This window comes from Bradyrhizobium sp. 137 (assembly GCF_023074095.1).
Taxonomy (GTDB): Bacteria; Pseudomonadota; Alphaproteobacteria; order Rhizobiales; family Xanthobacteraceae; genus Bradyrhizobium.
This window is the reverse complement of sequence record NZ_JADPKU010000066.1, coordinates 33248-49284: the sequence shown is the minus strand read 5'-3', so window position 1 is coordinate 49284 and position 16037 is coordinate 33248. Positions and strand designations below refer to the sequence as shown.

11 protein-coding genes and 3 pseudogenes are annotated in these 16037 nt (G+C 62.8%); 2 read left to right on the top strand and 12 right to left on the bottom strand.

Annotated elements, in window-relative coordinates:
- The first annotated feature begins 198 nt into the window (after positions 1 to 198).
- Positions 199 to 1996: pseudogene (locus tag IVA78_RS20770) on the top strand (SDR family oxidoreductase).
- Between the two features lie 10 nt (positions 1997 to 2006).
- On the opposite strand, the pseudogene IVA78_RS20765 reads toward IVA78_RS20770, so the two are convergent.
- The 12 genes and pseudogenes from IVA78_RS20765 to IVA78_RS34425 all read right to left on the bottom strand — a co-directional run bounded on the left by IVA78_RS20765 (position 2007) and on the right by IVA78_RS34425 (position 14033).
- Positions 2007 to 4393: pseudogene (locus IVA78_RS20765) on the bottom strand (membrane-bound PQQ-dependent dehydrogenase, glucose/quinate/shikimate family).
- A 5-nt stretch (positions 4394 to 4398) separates the two neighbouring features.
- Complete coding sequence (locus IVA78_RS20760; RefSeq protein WP_247280428.1) at positions 4399 to 4776, bottom strand: c-type cytochrome; 378 nt, start codon at positions 4774 to 4776, stop codon at positions 4399 to 4401.
- A 20-nt stretch (positions 4777 to 4796) separates the two neighbouring features.
- Entirely contained in the window at positions 4797 to 5432 is a 636-nt protein-coding gene (locus IVA78_RS20755) for a cytochrome c (RefSeq protein ID WP_247467403.1), read from the bottom strand.
- Positions 5432 to 6271, bottom strand: a complete 840-nt coding sequence (locus IVA78_RS20750) for a substrate-binding domain-containing protein (RefSeq protein ID WP_247467400.1) — start codon at positions 6269 to 6271, stop codon at positions 5432 to 5434. The genes IVA78_RS20755 and IVA78_RS20750 overlap by 1 nt, the downstream gene beginning before the upstream one ends.
- Complete coding sequence (locus IVA78_RS20745; protein ID WP_256468129.1) at positions 6255 to 8090, bottom strand: methanol/ethanol family PQQ-dependent dehydrogenase; 1836 nt, start codon at positions 8088 to 8090, stop codon at positions 6255 to 6257. Before IVA78_RS20745 ends, IVA78_RS20750 begins: the two co-directional genes overlap by 17 nt.
- A gap of 104 nt (positions 8091 to 8194) precedes the next feature.
- The gene (locus tag IVA78_RS20740; RefSeq protein WP_247467397.1) at positions 8195 to 8986 is read right to left on the bottom strand and encodes a heme-binding protein; all 792 of its coding nucleotides are present in this window, start codon (positions 8984 to 8986) and stop codon (positions 8195 to 8197) included.
- Between the two features lie 58 nt (positions 8987 to 9044).
- On the bottom strand, positions 9045 to 9968 hold the full coding sequence (locus IVA78_RS20735) for a cytochrome c oxidase assembly protein (RefSeq protein ID WP_247467395.1): 924 nt from the start codon (positions 9966 to 9968) through the stop codon (positions 9045 to 9047).
- On the bottom strand, positions 9956 to 10309 hold the full coding sequence (locus tag IVA78_RS20730) for a hypothetical protein (RefSeq protein ID WP_247280434.1): 354 nt from the start codon (positions 10307 to 10309) through the stop codon (positions 9956 to 9958). Before IVA78_RS20730 ends, IVA78_RS20735 begins: the two co-directional genes overlap by 13 nt.
- Positions 10306 to 10905, bottom strand: coding sequence for a cytochrome c oxidase subunit 3 (locus tag IVA78_RS20725; RefSeq protein WP_247467391.1), 600 nt, complete (start codon positions 10903 to 10905; stop codon positions 10306 to 10308). Before IVA78_RS20725 ends, IVA78_RS20730 begins: the two co-directional genes overlap by 4 nt.
- Positions 10902 to 12815, bottom strand: coding sequence for a cytochrome c oxidase subunit I (gene ctaD, locus IVA78_RS20720; protein WP_247467387.1), 1914 nt, complete (start codon positions 12813 to 12815; stop codon positions 10902 to 10904). The genes IVA78_RS20725 and ctaD overlap by 4 nt, the downstream gene beginning before the upstream one ends.
- A complete protein-coding gene (gene coxB, locus IVA78_RS20715) occupies positions 12812 to 13810 on the bottom strand; it encodes a cytochrome c oxidase subunit II (RefSeq protein WP_247467382.1) in 999 nt (332 codons plus the stop codon). The genes ctaD and coxB overlap by 4 nt, the downstream gene beginning before the upstream one ends.
- A 100-nt stretch (positions 13811 to 13910) precedes the next feature.
- The gene (locus tag IVA78_RS34425; protein WP_256464853.1) at positions 13911 to 14033 is read right to left on the bottom strand and encodes a hypothetical protein; all 123 of its coding nucleotides are present in this window, start codon (positions 14031 to 14033) and stop codon (positions 13911 to 13913) included.
- Positions 14034 to 14758: 725 nt separating this feature from the next.
- On the opposite strand from IVA78_RS34425, the pseudogene IVA78_RS20710 reads away from it, so the two are divergent.
- A pseudogene (locus IVA78_RS20710) lies at positions 14759 to 15956 on the top strand (ABC transporter substrate-binding protein).
- The last annotated feature ends 81 nt before the right edge of the window (positions 15957 to 16037 follow it).

Genomic DNA, 16037 nt, shown 5'->3' with positions numbered 1-16037 from the left:
TTGTCCGAAGCCTCAGCCATGCGGCGGTAACGGGCGGGAATGGGGCCGTCGCGAACTCGCGGACGCCGGCACCTGCGCGGCTCCCGTGAACGGATTCGGGTACATCTTTGAGTCATCGAAGCTTTTGCGCCGGGCGCCCTGGCTAGGAACGAGCGTCATGTCAGGGGATTTGAGCAAGGTCCCGACCGGAAGATGCTCATGCACAGATTTGACGCCGCTTCATCGACCGCCGCCCTCACGAGGGTGACGGGGGACATCTGGATCGCGGACGATGCGCCAATCAGCGCGGCCGGTCTGCGTCTGCCTGTTCGCATGACCGTCATTCGGCTGTCGAATGGTGACCTCGTGCTGCACTCGCCGGTGCGATATTCGCCTGCTCTGCGCAATGAGCTGGAGCGGTTGGGATCAATCAAATATCTGGTCGCGCCGAACGTTGCGCACTGGATGTTCTGCCTGCCTGGCAAAGGCATCTGTCGCAAACGTTGACCTTTACGGCGCGAGGACTGTCTGCGCGGAAACAGGTGCGAGAGGCCGGACTTCGCGTTGACCGCGAGCTCGGCGACACCACCCCGGAGAGTGGGCCGCCGAGCTTGAGACCATCTCGGTGTATGCCCCGATGTTCTCCGAGGTGGAGATATTCGACAAGCGGAGCCGCACATTGATCCTGACGGATCTCGTGCAGAACCTTGATTCCCATGATCTTTCCGCGTCAAATCAGGCCGCCGCAAACCTGCTCGGCATCGCCAAGCCTGATGGCAAGGCGCCGATTTATCTTCGGCTCTTGTTGCGCCTCGGTGGCCGTTCGGTACAGGCCGCGGCCGAACGGCTCGTGCACCTGGCGCCCGAGCGGGTCATCTTCGCGCATGGCGACTGGTTCAAGGCGGAGGCGGCCGTGCGCCTCCGGCGGTCGTTGCGCTGGCTTGTCCCAATGGATGCCTCGGGATCTTCGCCGCGGCGAATGGCGGGCACACGGGTCGTCATTACGGGAGCATCCAGCGGAATTGGCCGAGCGGCGGCGCTGGCGTTTGCGCAGCAAGGGGCGAGCGTGGCGCTTGCCGCGCGTCGCGGCGAGATCCTGGCAAGCCTCGCGGCAGAGTGCGAGGCGCTGGGAGGCCGTGCCTTGGCGGTCCAGACCGATGTCAGCGATGCGGAAGCGGTGCAGCGATTGGCAGGACAGGTTGACGATGTATTCGGCGGAATCGACGTCTGGATCAATAACGCCGGCACCGGTGTATTCGGCGCCTATCAGGACGCCGATTTCGCGCTTCACCGCCGAACCATCGAAGTCAATCTCCTGGGAATGATGCACGGCGCCTTCGCGGTGCTTCCGATCTTTCTCCGCGAGAACCGAGGCATCCTGATCAACAACATCTCGCTGGGGGGTTGGGTGCCGACGCCGTTTGCGGCGGCCTATTCCGCAAGCAAGTTCGGCCTGCGCGGTTTCACGGCGAGCCTGCGCCAGGAACTCGGCGCGCATCCGAACATCCATGTCTGCGGCGTGTTCCCGGCGATGGTGGATACGCCGGGCTTCGTCCACGGCGCCAACATGTCCGGGAAGAGGCTCGATCCGGGGCCGCTGCTGTACCAGTCAGAAGATGTCGCTCAGGCCTTTTTGAGCCTCGTTCGCGCGCCGCGCGATGAAGTGGCCGTCGGCTGGCCCGCGCGCGGTGGCCAGATCGCCTATGCCATCGCGCCGAAATTGACAGAAAATCTGTTGGGTGGCGCATTCCGATTCCTCCTGTCGCGCGCCGGACGCGCACCGATCAGCGAGGGAAGTATCATCGAAGCCTCGCCGCTCGGCACGTCGGTAGACGGGGGATGGCTGGGGCGGAAGCAGCTTCCACCGGCTAGGGTCATCAGCCAGGGGCTTGCACTTGTGGGAATGGTTGCGTGTGTGGCTTTGGTGGCCTCGGTAGCCGTCCGGCCGCGTCGGCCGCAGATCAGGACCAGGCGTCGCCGGACGTCGACGGGACGTACCGTACCAAGGCTGTCTTGACCGACGGACATCATGGCAGCGCGTAGGCTCGCACGTAGTCCCCGAGCCTGGTGCCGAACGAGCCGTGGCCGCCATCGACCGTCACCACGTATTGCTTGCCGCCGGTCTCGTAAGTCATCGGCGTTGATTGGCCGCCAGCGGGAAGACGGTCCTGCCAGAGCTGCTTGCCATCACCGACGTCGAATGCCCTAATATAGTCATCCATTGTTCCCGTGATGAAGATGACGCCTCCCGCGCTCACGATCGGCCCGCCCAGCATGGGAACGCCCAGCTTGAACGGAAGCGGGACAGGGGCCTGATCGCGGATCGTGCCGATGCGGTGTTGCCACACCACCTTGTGCGTCTTGAGGGCAATGGCCGCGATATTCCCCCAGGGCGGGGCGAGGCAGGGTATGCCGAGCGGCGACAGGAAGATGCCGAGATCGACGCCATAGGGAGCGCCGTACATCGGCTGAACGCCGAGTTCGGTGCCGGGTGGATGCGCAGCGTTCGGCGCGGCCGGATTGTCTTTTCCACGCGGCACCAGGCGGGAAATGAACGGTATCGATTGAGGGTTTGCGATCGCGATCTGCCGCTGTGGATCGACGGCAATTCCGCCCCACTCGAACATGCCGAAATCACCCGGGAACACCAGCGTGCCTTGCTCCGAAGGCGGCGTGAACGGCCCTTCGGAACGGAGACGCTTGAACTTGATACGGCAGGCGAGCTGGTCGAACATCGTGCTGCCCCACATCTGCGCGTCCGTCAGCATGCCGGGTGGGCGGAAGCTCAATTCCGAGAAGGGTTGGGTGGGGGACAGCCGGTCGCCGGGTGCGGCGCCCTGCGGCACGGGCTTCTCCGGCGCGGGCACCAGCTGATGCCCGTCGCGGCGGTCGAGCACGAAAATGTCGCCCGTCTTTGCCGGAATGTAGATCGCCGGCGTGGTGCCGCCATTCGAACGCAGATCGACCAGGCTCGGCTGCGAAGGCATGTCCATATCCCAGAGATCATGGTGCACGTTCTGGAACGACCAGCGTAGTTTTCCGCTGGCGATATCGAGCGCGATCAGCGCCGAATCGTAACGCTCCTTGTCCGACGAACGGCCGCCGCCCCAGATATCCGGAGAGCTTGAGCCGAGCGGGACGTAGACGAGCCCGAGATTTTCGTCGACCGCCGAGATGCTCCACGAATTGGGTGAACCAGCCGTGAAATGATGCGAGGCGGAGGGCATCTCGTTCGGATCGGGATTGCCGGCGTCGAACGCCCATATCAGTCGCCCGGAATAGATGTCGAAGCCGCGGATCACGCCTGAAGGCACGCGGTCGGAATAATTGTCGATGACGGCGCCACCGACGATCAGAACCTTGTCGGTCACCACGGGCGGCGAGGTACCCTCGTAGAAGCCGAGCGTCTGGACCTCGCTTCCCTCCTTGAGGTCGATCTGACCTTGGTTGCCAAAGCTGGCGCAGGGCGTGCCGCTCTGGGCATCCAGCGAAAACATCCGGCCGTCATTCGTCGGCACGAAAATGCGCTGCGGACAATCGCTTGGGGCCGGCGCGCCGTCGGCCGTGACCGCGCCAGGCTTTGTTGCGTGATAGGACACGCCGCGGCAGGTCATGTGCTGGAAGGCCTTGTTGTGTTGGATCTGAGGGTCAAACTTCCAGCGCAACTTGCCGGTCGCAGCGTCGAGCGCGAACACGATTTGGTGTGGCGAGCAGGTATAGAGGAGATCGCCATCTTGAGCGGCGTCGCCTGGTTGGTGATCTCTTCGGGATCATCAGGACCCTTGTGGTCGCCGGTGCGGAATTCCCAGGCGAACTTGAGGTCCTTCACGTTGGCTTTGGTGATCTGGCTGAGCGAGGAATAGCGCGTCCCCCAGCCAGTGCCGCCGTAGGCCGTCCAGTTTTCGCCGGCGGCGGGCGGGGCTGCTTCGGAGGAGGCAATGGCGCCCGTCGTTTCGCTCTCCGGCACCGTGCCGGCAAGATCGTGGCGATCGCGCGTGAGGGAGAGAGCGAGCACGGCCGCCGCCGCCATCAGTACGAGGCCGAGCGCCGATCGCGCGGCACGCAAGCGAGGTGCCAAACGACGCGTAATGAAGGGCAACAGCAGCCAGACGCCCAGCGGCGCAAGCACGTCGCCGCGCGGCGCCAGGGACCAGAAATCGAGGCCGGCCTCCCAGATTGCCCACGCAATCGTGCCAAGCAGCAGCGCGGCATACACCCAGAGCGCCTCGGCACGCCGGCGCGTAAGCAGCCACGCGGTGAGCAGAAGCATGGCCCCGGCGACGAGATAGTAAAAGGAGCCCCCAAGCACAGCGAGCCAGGCGCCGCCGCCGGCGAGGGCCAATCCCATGATAGCGACGATGACAATGGTGATCGCGAGCAGTGGCGCGTTACGGAACAAGTGGATGGGAGTCATATTTCCTACTTCAGCGTATAGAGAAACGCCGCGATATCACGCGCGTCCTTCTGCGGGATGCCCATTCTCGGCATGGCGTTGCCCGGCAACGTCCGCTGCGGATCTTCGATCCAGTCGGCCATGTTGTCCGGCGAATTCTGGATGTAGCCGGCGATGTAGGTCCGCGTGCCGATCCGGTGCAGAGGTGGGCCGACGTTGCCGTCGGCACCGGCGATGCCGGGAATGTCGTGACAGCCGCCGCACTGATATTGCTTGACGAGGTCGGTGCCACGGCGCGCATCGCCGATGAAATTGTCCGGGCCGGCAGCCGTGCCTTTGTCGCAGGCCACCGCCGTCAGGGCCAGCAGGGAGGCGATGAGCGATCGTGTCGTTGGAGTCCCCATCGGCTGCTCCGCTTTCCCGATCAGGGTTTTCGGCCGAAATTGAAGGTCTTGGTGGCGGACCACGGATCGGTCGTCGAGACCTGCTCGCTCGGCACTTGCTCCACTTCAGGGGATAGCGGATTTGCCGAGAAGGTCCGGCCCCATTGCCGGTTCGGCTCGTTGCTGATCTTGCCGATATAAGTGACGAGGTCCCAGATCACGCTGTCGGGCAGCACGCCGCCCCAGGCCGGCATTCCATTGGGCCGCCCCTGGTAGATTGACAGATAGAGGCTCTCGGGCTGCGAGCCATAGGTGAAGATGTTGTTGCTCAACGCCGGCCCCATGCCGCCGCCGCCGTTCGGCGCGTGGCAGCCCACGCAATTGAAGCTGACGTAATAAGTCATCCCGCGCTGCTCCGCATTGGGATCGCCTTGCACGGGATTCTTGATCTGGGGTCGGTCCGGCTGCGCGCCGGGGAAGAGGTGGCTGACCGGGACCTGCATGAAGACGCCGGGCCTACCGTTGCCGACGCTGCCGCCGAAATTGGGGCGCGGTGCCGGCATCGGCATCTGCGCCTCCTGTGACTGCGGCAGAGTCTGCTGGGCAATTCCGGCGCCGTTCGACACGATCGCGAGGAGCAACGATAGGAAGCTCATGCGTAATGCTGGAGCAGGCATCACTCATGCCCTCCGGACGCCGTGACCGGCTTTTCGACCAGCGGCACGCCGAAACTGCGCAGCAGCGACATGATCTCGGATCGATGCTCGTCGATGAATGCATTCAGCCGGTCGCGCAGCGCGTGGTCGTCCTTGCGTACGCCCATGGCAATGGAAAACTGGAACTGCTGGGGGCCAAAGCGCTCGTAATCCTGAATTGGCGTGACCGTCAGCGGGACGGGAGAGCGCTGCGCGAAATAGCCGCCCAGCGGCCCCCAGGCGGCAGCAACATCGATCTCGCCGTTCTCGACTGCCTCGATCAGGCGCGCGGGCGGATCAGCTCGGCGATAATCGCCGTAGATGGAATAGCCGCGGACATTGTCGACGATGCCTTGTTCGCCGAGCGCCTGCGCAGGCGGTGGATTGTTGCCGTCGTCGCCGATCAGATGCACGCCGATCACGAGGTGATGTAAGCGCGGGTCGAGCAGCGACGAAAGATCGAGGTGGTTATCCTGCCGAGCCACGAACACGTAGCTCGAGCGATAATACGGGTTTGTCGTCTCCACGAGATCATAGCCGACCGGTACGCCCATCACGACGTCGCATTTGCCGGCATTGAGCGTGTTGCGGACGAAGCCGCGCCGCTGCGCCCACCAAGTGTAGGCGACCTGTTGGCCGAAATGCTCGCCGACCATGGCTGCGAGCCTGTTCTCGAATCCCGCTTTCGCGCTGTTCGAGAACGGCAGATTGTTCGGATCGGCACAGACGCGGAGTTCGCCGTCCGATGCCGCCGCTCCGGTGCTCGCGAGCCCGATCAGGATGCCGAGGGCGATGCCCGGACAATTACTTCGAGGGCGCATGGCTGGTGTCCTCACCCTTTGCGTCTCCAAGCTTGAACACCAGCAACTCGCTCCCGCCGGCGGTGTAAAACGGCAAATCCTGCGTCGCGCCCGCAAAGCCCAGTGCAGCATTGCGCACGCGCGGATCGACTTCAGCATTGGCCACCACCCCCGGCCAACCGCCGACGCCCGAGAGGATCGCGATGTATTGCTGTCCGTCGGAGCCGCGATAGGAAACCGGCTGGCCGATGAACCCGGAGCCGGCACGGAATTGCCAGAGCACACGCCCATCCCTGGCGTTTACCGCCTTGAAAAGGCGATCCATGGTGCCGTAGAACGCCACGTCGCCGGCCGTCACCAGCGCGCCACTCCAGACCGGAAGCTTCTCGTGGATCTCCCAGATCTTCTTGCGCGCGACCGGGTCCCACGCCATGAACTCGCCGCGATAGCCGCCAGGGCCGGCATACATATCAACGTCCGCGCCGACATAGGGCGTGCCGGCGATATAGCCGACCTGCGAGGCCTTAAAGTCCATGCAAAGGTGCTGATGCGGGACGTACAGCAGCCTGGTCCGCGGTGACCAGGCCGACGGTTGCCAATCCTTGGCGCCGGGCGCGCTCGGGCAGATGTTCTCGACGGTCTTGCCGACCAGCGGCGTCTTCTCCTCGTTTGCGATGATCTTGCCGGTCTTCAGATCGACGCCCTTGTAGCTGTTGACGAACTCATAAGCGTCGGCCGAGATCACTTCGCCTGTCGCGCGATCCATGACGTACATGTAGCCGTTGCGGCCGGGATGGATCAGAACTTTGCGGGTCTGGCCGCTAAGCTCCAGGTCGACAAGCACGTTCTCGTTGACTTCATCGTGGTCGAACAGATCGTGCGGGTTGATCTGGTAGGCCCATTTGGCGCGACCGGTGTCCGGATCGCGCGCAAAGATCGTGGTACTCCAGAGATTGTCGCCGCTGCGCTGGTTGGCATTCCAGGGACTTGGATTGGCAGTACCGTAGTAGATCAGGTTCAGATCAGGATCGTAGGAGATCCAGCCCCAGACCGTACCGCCGCCGACCTGCCAGCGATCGGCCGGCCAGCTCTTCACGCCGAGATCCGTGCCCTTGAGATTGTCATAGAACGGCTTGAAATCGTCCCCGATCAGCACCTCCTTGTCGGGGCCCGTCGAATAGGCGCGCCAGGCGATCGCGCCGGTGTTCTCATCTAGCGCCGTGACCCAGCCTCGAACGCCCATTTCGCCGCCGCTGTTGCCGACGAGAATCTTTCCCTTCACCACGATGGGTGCCATCGTGATGGTCTCGCCCTTGTTGATCTCGCCGAGCTTCGTGTGCCAGAGTTCCTTGCCGGTCTTCGCATCGATCGCGACGGTGTGGTTATCGAGTGTATTGAGGAAGACCTTGCCGTTGTCGAAAGCGAGCCCGCGATTGACGACATCGCAACAGGCAACGCCCGCGGCCGCCGGCTCCGGCTTCGGCGCGTAAGACCATTTCAACTCACCTGTGATGGCATCGAGTGCGAACACACGGTTGGGGTAGGGGCCTGCATAAGGGCCGACCACGTACATAGTGCCGTCCACGACGAGCGGCGCCGCTTCCTGGCCGCGATCGGCGCCAACCGAGAAGGTCCACGCAAGCTGGAGGCGCGAAGCGTTGGTCGCGTTGATCTGGTCGAGCTCGCTGTAGCGCGTGTTGGCGTAATCGCGCGCGGCCATGGGCCATTGGCCCGGATCCTTCATGCGGCTGGCAAGATCGGTTTGTGCCGACCCCGACGAGAGCAGCGCGCCGAATGCGCAAAGGACGCTCAGCAACCGCGCGAAACCACGCACTAACATGTGTAAGGCACTCCATGGCGGTGACGAGGCCATGCCGCGTTGCAGGCCGGTGCGAACGTACAAACGTTGCGCTTCCCCTTGGTTCCAAAAGGAGGGATTCGCAGCTATCTCACGACGTTGCCCGATACGCCTGCGCCGAGATCGACCGCGATCTGATCCTCCTTGCCGTTGCACTTGGGGTGGCCGAATCCTGACGGGCTTTTGCCGTCCGGGCCGATGTCATAGATGATCGCGTCCTTCATATTGGGACTGACTCCGGCCGGCACGCGGTCAAGTCCAAGCAGGTGGCGCACGCGCCAGGCAACATTGTGATCGGCGCAGGAACTGTCGCCACTGATACCAAGCGCACCGGCGATCCCGTTGCCGTCATAGAGCGCCAGCCCACCGCCAAAGACGATCACACCGCCGACGGGTTTTCCGACCATTGGATCGTGCGCCGTGCCGAATTCGTCGGGCGAGCCCGAGTACAGAACCGCTGGCGATGGGAGGTTGCTGAGACCTGCGCCGAACAGAATTCCGCCAGGTTGCGCGCCCGCGTAGAGGTTGGCCGTGGCCATCGCCTTGTCCTTCAGGCTGAACGCATTCGCCGTATTCGCCTTTTCGGCTGCGATTGCCCGGCTGCCCAGCCACTGATCATCGACCTTGGTGCCACTGTAGGCGACCGCGCAGACAAGACCCTGTCGATTGACGACAGCAGCCCATTCGTTGTTGTCGAAGCCTCCATTGCCCGGCCCACCGCCGGGCTTCACACTCTTTTTGAGGATATCGGCGAGCTGCTCATGGTCGACCGGACACGACATAGCCGGCCGGGGTTGGTCCTGCGCGTTCAAGATTGCAGGCACCAAGAACGCCGTGGACAAGACAGCCGTTGCTGCCATGACAGATCGTTTGCCCATGTGGCCTCCCTGGAGTGTCGCACTCAGCAGGCGAACGTCCGAAGAGAAGTTGCGGTTCCTATGCAGGACCGCGCGTGAGCGGCAGGTGCGACTGGCCAGCGTTCGTGGTCAGCCACCGGTGAGCAAAGAACAATGCGGCGGCTGTGTAGAGTATGCCCATGGGCACCCACATCAGGATGCCTGCAAGCTGCTGGTCTTCAAGGGGCGAGAGGCCGAATTCCCCGGCGAGGGCGCCCTGCGCCGGGATCCAGAGCCGCGGCGATACGGTCAGCAGGGCCCCGAGCACACCCGAATGCAGGATGGTGATGAACAGGCAGGCGACGGCGATGCCGTCGCGAGTTCGGGTGCTGCGGCCCCGTCCGCGGCCATGCAGCAGCACCCACCAGAACAACAGCGCGGTCACAAAGAAGCTGACGTGTTGGAGGCGATGGATCCCGGCGTTCTCAAGCGCCCGCGCGTAGAAGGGTGGTGCATGCCAGATCCAGAGCGCCGCGCCTTGAAAGATGGTCGCGCTGATGGGGTGGCTCACAAAAGTCCACGGCCAAACCAGTATCGGCAGATTGAGAATTCGGCCCACCAATGGCCGGAACGAGGCCGGTAGGCTCCACAGCAGCGGGCCGTTGATCCGGGCAAACGCCATCAGTGGCGCCGCCACGAGCATGAGCAAGCCGTGCTCGACCATGTGCGCGGTGAACAGCCGCTCGCCCAGCCAGTGCAGCGGCGAAGTCACCGCAAGCGCGACGACGAGCCAGCCGGTCCAGAACGCGGCGACCTGCCGGAAGCTGACGCCGCGGCCGCCTCCCGCGTGCCGCCAGAGGCGCTGCGTTCCAACATAGAAGCCAATGCCCGCGGCATAGAGCGGGGCCATGAGCCAGGGGTCGTAGCTCCAGAGTGATCCCGAATCGACATCGGATAGTCCGTGCGCGGCGGCCGGCTTCGCGAGCAGCGCAAGCAACAACGCCGCAAAGCTCAGCGCAGACATGGGCTGATCATGAGCGACGCGGCGAGCTGGTTCGCGATGACCAGCGCGAACAGCACGCCGGAGCCGACGCCGAGCCACGCCATGAACGTCCTGGGACCGCCACCTTGCGCATCGGACCATTCAGCGCTGGCACCGCGCCGAACCGCGCGTGCCGATATGACGGTGCCTGCAAGAGCGAGGATGGCCAGAACAGCGCTCAGGATTGCTCCGCTCATCCTCGTCTTCTCGCACGAGAAGTGCGCGAACACGTAGACACCTTGCAAATTAATACCCCATGCAATGGGCCCGAGCGCAACGCCGGCCCAATACAGCCATCTGGAATGTCCGTCAGCTTCGGTCATAGGCGCGGCACCCAATCCAGCAGCACGTACAGAGGCAGCCAGGCAAGCACGACAAAGTTCCAGTAGAAGACGTTGTCGGTTACATCGCTGAAGCGGCGCGGCTTTGCGTGCCTCGTGAACATCAGGACCGCAAGAACGATCGTGTCGCCAACATCGGTGGCGAGATGGGTCGTGTGCAATCCGAGAATGAGCCACACGATCGATCCGTAGGCGGAATTGTCCCAGCGCGTATTGAGATGGGCGAACTCGAAGCCGCGCAGAACAAGAAGGGCGGTGCCGATCAAGGCCATCACGATGAGACCGGCCCGCACTTTGGCAAGATCCTGCCGGTGCGCGGCCCGATTGGTGATCTCGTTCGGGATGATGCTGAGCAGATAGACCGCGACCTCGGCCGTGCCAGGCCAAAGATCGGGCGGCGCGGCGCCGATCGGCCAGTTCGGATTGACGGCGTAGAGATAAAGATAGGCGCCGATCGCGATGGCAAACCCCATGCCTTCGAGCGCCATGAAGCCCATGGCGCCCCACCATGGTCCACTGCGTGGGCCGTACCCGTAAGTCGGCAGTTCGGCGACACTGCGAACGATGGTCTGTCTCACTCCTCGTCCTCCCTGCTGCCGGTCGGCCAGAACCAGCCGATCAAGGCGACGGCCATCGGCGGCGTGCCCCAGAGCACCGCCCACGGCGTGAAGATCGAACCGATGAAGAACACTGTGGTTGCGATGGCTGTGAGCAGTGGCCAGATGCTGGGTTCGGGCGATGCTTCGCGGATTTGCGGCTCGGCCTCTGCCAGTGAGGTGAGCAGGACTTCGCGCCGCTCCGCGCTCAGACCCGCGACGACAGGCAGGCTCATGCTATCGGCCCACAGCGGATCGCGGTGTTTGACGACGGGAATGCGGTCGAAATTCTGCGGCGGCGGTGGCGAGGATGTCGCCCATTCCAATGTTGAAGCGCTCCAAGGATTGTCGCCCGCGAGTTCACCCTTGCGCAGGCTGTAGATCACATTGACCAGAAGCAGCGCAAAGCTGAGCGCGAAAACGAGCGCGCCGCCGCTGGACAACAGGTTCAAGTGCGCCCAGTCCATGTCGGCCGTGTAGGTGTAGACCCGACGCGGCATTCCGATCAGCCCGAGAATGTGCATCGGGAAGAACGCGACGTTGAAGCCGATAAAGGCCAGCCAGAAATTCCAGCGACCGAGGCTCTCGCTGAGCATCCTGCCTGTGATCTTCGGAAACCAGTAATAGACGGCACCGATGAGCGGGAACACCGCACCGCCGATCAAGACGTAGTGAAAGTGCGCAACGACGAAGTAAGTGTCGTGCACTTGGGTGTCGATCGGGACCGAGGCGACCATCACGCCGGACAGGCCGCCGAGCACGAAGATCACGATGAAGCCGATCACGAACAGGAGCGGCGTGCGGTAGACCGGCCGTCCGTCCCAGAGCGTTGCCAGCCAGCAGAAGATCTGCAGCCCGCTCGGCACCGCGATCAGCATACTGGACGCCGTGAATAGGCCGGCGCCGAGCTGGGGCAGGCCCGTGACGAACATGTGGTGGACCCACAGACCAAACGACAGGAAGCCAGTCGCGATCAGAGAGAGAATGACGACGGGATAGCCGACCACCGGCCTGCGCGCGAAGGTCGCCAGGATTGCTGAAACCATGCCGGTGCCTGGAATGAAGATGATGTAGACCTCCGGATGGCCGAAGAACCAGAACAGATGCTGCCAGAGCAGCGGATGCCCACCCGAGGATGAATCATAGAAGCGGGTGTTGACGAGCCGGTCGAGGATCAGCGACGTCGATGCGACCATGACCGAGGGCATCGCGAACATCACCAGGAAGGCCGTTACCAGCATGGCCCACACGAATAACGGAATGCGGTCAAGGGTCATCCCGGGCGCACGGAGCTTGAAAACGGTGACAATGATCTCGACGGCGACTGCAAGCGCAGCGACTTCGGTGAAGGTGATCATCTGCGCCCACACGTCCGGGCGCTTCGTCGGCGTGTATTGCAGCGAGGAGAGCGGGACATAGGCAAACCAGCCGACGTCCGGGCCGACATTGAGCGCAAAGGAAATCCAGAGGAAGCACCCGCCGAACAGAAACATCCAATAGCTGAAGGCATTGAGGCGCGGAAAGGCGATGTTCCGCGTGCCGACCATCAGCGGCACGAGATAGACGGCGAACGCCTCCATGACCGGCACGGCGAACAGGAACATCATCGTCGAGCCGTGCATGGTGAAGATCTGGTTGTACTTGTCGGCCGACAGGAACGTCTTCTCCGGTCCGGCAAGCTGAACGCGCATCAGGATCGCGAGAATGCCGCCGAGAAGCAGGAAAGCGAAAGCGGTGACGATATACCGGCGGCCGACGACCTTGTGGTCCACCGACGTGAGCGCACCCGTCCATCCGGACGGCGTGCGCCACACCCGCTCCAGCTGCGTGGACAGCTGAAGGCCATTCAGGACGTCGTCCCGTATCTCACGTGGTTCAGCGGCGATGCTCACTTGAGCTGCTCCAGATAGTGTAGGATCGCGATGAGCTCGCCCGACTGCAGCGGCATCTTTGGCATGAGATTGCCGGGCTTGATGTGCTGGGGATCGGCGATCCAGGCCGCGAGCGTCGCCGGCGTATTCGGCAGCGTTCCCGCCGCGATAGTCGTTCTGCTGCCGATATGCGTGAGATCCGGGCCGAGCTGCCCGCCGGCCAGCGTACCGCTGATGTTGTGACACAAGGCACATCCGCGGGCCCGGAAAAGAGCCTCGCCCTGCTTGCCAAGCTGATCCGTAGGGCTGTTCGCGCTCTGGTTCTCGTGGTCGCGCCAGCGGCCGAATTCATCCGGCGGCAGCGCGAGCACGGCGAAGGCCATATTCGCATGCTGGAGGCCGCAGAATTCGGCGCATTGCCCGCGATAGACGCCGGCATTCTTCGCCGTGAATTGCAGCTCGTTCTTTTGCCCGGTGATGAGGTCCATCTTCCCGGTCAGGCTCGGCACCCAGAAGCTGTGGATCACATCGGCGGATTCCAGCTCGACCTTCACCGGTTGGCCGGTCGGGACGCGGATCTCGTTCGCGGTCACGAAGCTCCGATGCGGACTGTCAGCTTCATAGCGGACTTCCCACCACCATTGGTGGCCAATGATCTTGAGCGTGAGGGCGTTCTCGTCCTTGGCAAAGATCGTGCGCTGACCGGCATAACTGACAATGGAGAGTCCGAGCACGACGACGAGGGTTGCGAGCCCCAGGACAAAGATGACGCGACCGCTCGTCCGCTCAAACGGCTGGTGCAGCGCGAGTGGTTGGTCGGCCGGGCGCTTTCGGCGCAGCAAACTGACTCCAAGCACGACCACGACGGCGATCCAGACGGCGGCCGCAACGGTCAGGAAGATGAAGATGGTATGAAGGATCTGGCTGGACTGAAGTCCCTGCGGGTCCAGCACGGACTGCCGGCCGGCGCAAGCGGCCAGCGGCAACGTCGCAAATGGCACCAGAGCCGTTCGCATCCGGACAGGCATCGATGTTCGCCGTGCTCCCCTGTTCGAGGGCGAACCGGTCAATCGTATGAAGGTTCCTATCTCCGCGAAATGGCTGGTTCACAGCATCTCAGAAAGGCCATCCTCTGGTCGCGATGAAGATTGCCGCATCGGCCACGGCCATCAGCAGCAGGACGATCAGGACGGCTATCATGGCCCCTGGCTGGGTAATCGCGCGAAGGTCTTCAAGCATTGATCATCCTCGACTTTGCGGTTCGATCACCTTGCCATCTCCTCTTGTGGATCGTGCGGCGCTGTGCGGCTTCGGTGCTTCGCTCCCGTTGCGCGCTCGCTGCGGCAAATGCCAAAAGCACGCCGACGCCGCTATTGCCTGTTTGAGTGCTCCCGTCAGACATGCGGGAAAATGCCAGCGTGCTGTCGTGGTTCCTAAGCCTTGTGTATCGCCAGGACGCCAGGTGTATCGCCAGGACGCCAGGAGAGGCGCTGTGATCAGAATTGGCGTGATTTCGTTGCGAGCGGCCGGCTTGTATTCCGGCCGGCGGGCAACTGCCTCGAATGCGGCAGTTACCTATCGGACTTCGATCGCTGACATCGTCGCCGAGCACAAAGGTTGAGGAAGTAAGTTCAATATTAGAACTTATATTGCTTCGCCGGCTGTGCGCCGAGGCCTTGTGCCCGGCGATCAGAGCTGTCGCCACTGCGCAATGATGGCATTTGAAAGTCGAATTCGGCACCTCCCGGGCGCGCACGGGACTTTCCGCGTGCCGTCATCTAATCGCTTGACCAGTTCTGAAATAGAACTGTAGGATGGACCGAGAAGATGGCCGATCATAACGGCCGCCCCTTCTACGGATTGCCGCGCCGGACCAACTCAGGCCTGCGGGTGAGGCGGGGCGTGCAGCCGCGCGAATAAACAGGACCACGTACCAGGAAGGTGCGGGTTTGGGAGGACGGACAATGTTGACGAAATGGAAGGCCGTTGCGGCCCTGGCTTTGCTTTTGAATGGTCCGGCGTTTGCGGCCGACGAGGTCGGCGTTACTGCGACCGAGATCAAAATTGGCGGGGTGTTTCCGTTCAGCGGACCGGCGTCATCGATCGGTCTCGTCGGCAAGGGCCTTATCGCCTACATTCAATCGGTGAATGACCGCGGTGGCATCAACGGCCGCAAGATCAACTACATCGCCTATGACGACGCCTACAGCCCTCCGAAAGCGGTAGAGCACGTCCGCAAGCTCGTCGAGAGCGATGAGGTGGCGTTCATGTTCGGTCAGCTCGGCACGCCCGGCCTTTCGGCCACGGCAAAATACCTGAGAGCGAAAGGCGTGCCGAGCATCGCGATCATCAGCGGCTCGTCCAAGTTCACCGACGTCGCCAGTTACCCGCTGACCACGACAGGTCTTGTCAGCTACGACACCGAAGGAAAAATCTACGCGAAATATCTGACCAGGACGCTGCCGAACGCCAAATATGCGATTCTCTATCAGAACGACGATCTCGGCAAAGATTACGTCAATGCCTTCAAGGCCTTTCTCGGCAAGGACTACGATCGAAAGGTCGTCAGCGCGTCCTATGAGGTCACCGAGCCGACCGTCGACTCACAGATCACAAACCTGAAAAGCTCCGGTGCCGACGCCCTGGTGATCGCGGGAACGCCGAAGTTCGCCGCGCAGGCGATCCGGCAGGCTTCTGTGATCGGCTGGAAGGCGACGCTGATCATCAACTTTCCATCCGGTTCGGTCGGGGGCACGCTCGCGCCGGCTGGCCTCGACAAATCAGTCGGCGTGATCGTCGGGACGATCAACAAGGACGTCGTGGATCCGACATGGAAAGACGATCCCGCCATGCAGACCTATCGGGCGTTTCTCGACAAGTACCTGGCCGGCGTCGATATCACCAACGGCAGCTATCTGACCGGCTATCAGCAAGGCATCCTGCTCGAGCAGATCCTGAAGCAATGCGGCGATGATCTATCCCGCAAGAACATTCTGGCGCAGGCCAAGAACCTCAGGGATTTCGTCGTCCCGACCGCTGCCCGGGATCAAGGTGAACACCAGCGAATCCGAGAACATGATCTGGACGCAGATGCGCTTGCAACGATGGACCGGATCGACCTGGGAAGCCTTCGGCGAGGTGCTCGACGCCAGGTCCGAATGAACTCGCCCCAGCCAGATGCCGCATGAGCTGCGTCCCAAGCTTGCAATGCGCCGGTAGGCCGCCGCTGGGCATTACGGGAAT

Excerpts from the sequence above, each read along its gene's own strand:
- IVA78_RS20760 (WP_247280428.1), bottom strand. The coding sequence starts at position 4,776 with ATGGGGACTCCAACGACACGATCGCTCATCGCCTCCCTGCTGGCCCTG.
- IVA78_RS20755 (WP_247467403.1), bottom strand. The coding sequence starts at position 5,432 with ATGCCTGCTCCAGCATTACGCATGAGCTTCCTATCGTTGCTCCTCGCG.
- IVA78_RS20750 (WP_247467400.1), bottom strand. The coding sequence starts at position 6,271 with ATGCGCCCTCGAAGTAATTGTCCGGGCATCGCCCTCGGCATCCTGATC.
- IVA78_RS20745 (WP_256468129.1), bottom strand. The coding sequence starts at position 8,090 with ATGTTAGTGCGTGGTTTCGCGCGGTTGCTGAGCGTCCTTTGCGCATTC.
- IVA78_RS20740 (WP_247467397.1), bottom strand. The coding sequence starts at position 8,986 with ATGGGCAAACGATCTGTCATGGCAGCAACGGCTGTCTTGTCCACGGCG.
- IVA78_RS20735 (WP_247467395.1), bottom strand. The coding sequence starts at position 9,968 with ATGTCTGCGCTGAGCTTTGCGGCGTTGTTGCTTGCGCTGCTCGCGAAG.
- IVA78_RS20730 (WP_247280434.1), bottom strand. The coding sequence starts at position 10,309 with ATGACCGAAGCTGACGGACATTCCAGATGGCTGTATTGGGCCGGCGTT.
- coxB (WP_247467382.1), bottom strand. The coding sequence starts at position 13,810 with ATGCGAACGGCTCTGGTGCCATTTGCGACGTTGCCGCTGGCCGCTTGC.
- IVA78_RS34425 (WP_256464853.1), bottom strand. The coding sequence starts at position 14,033 with ATGCTTGAAGACCTTCGCGCGATTACCCAGCCAGGGGCCATGATAGCC.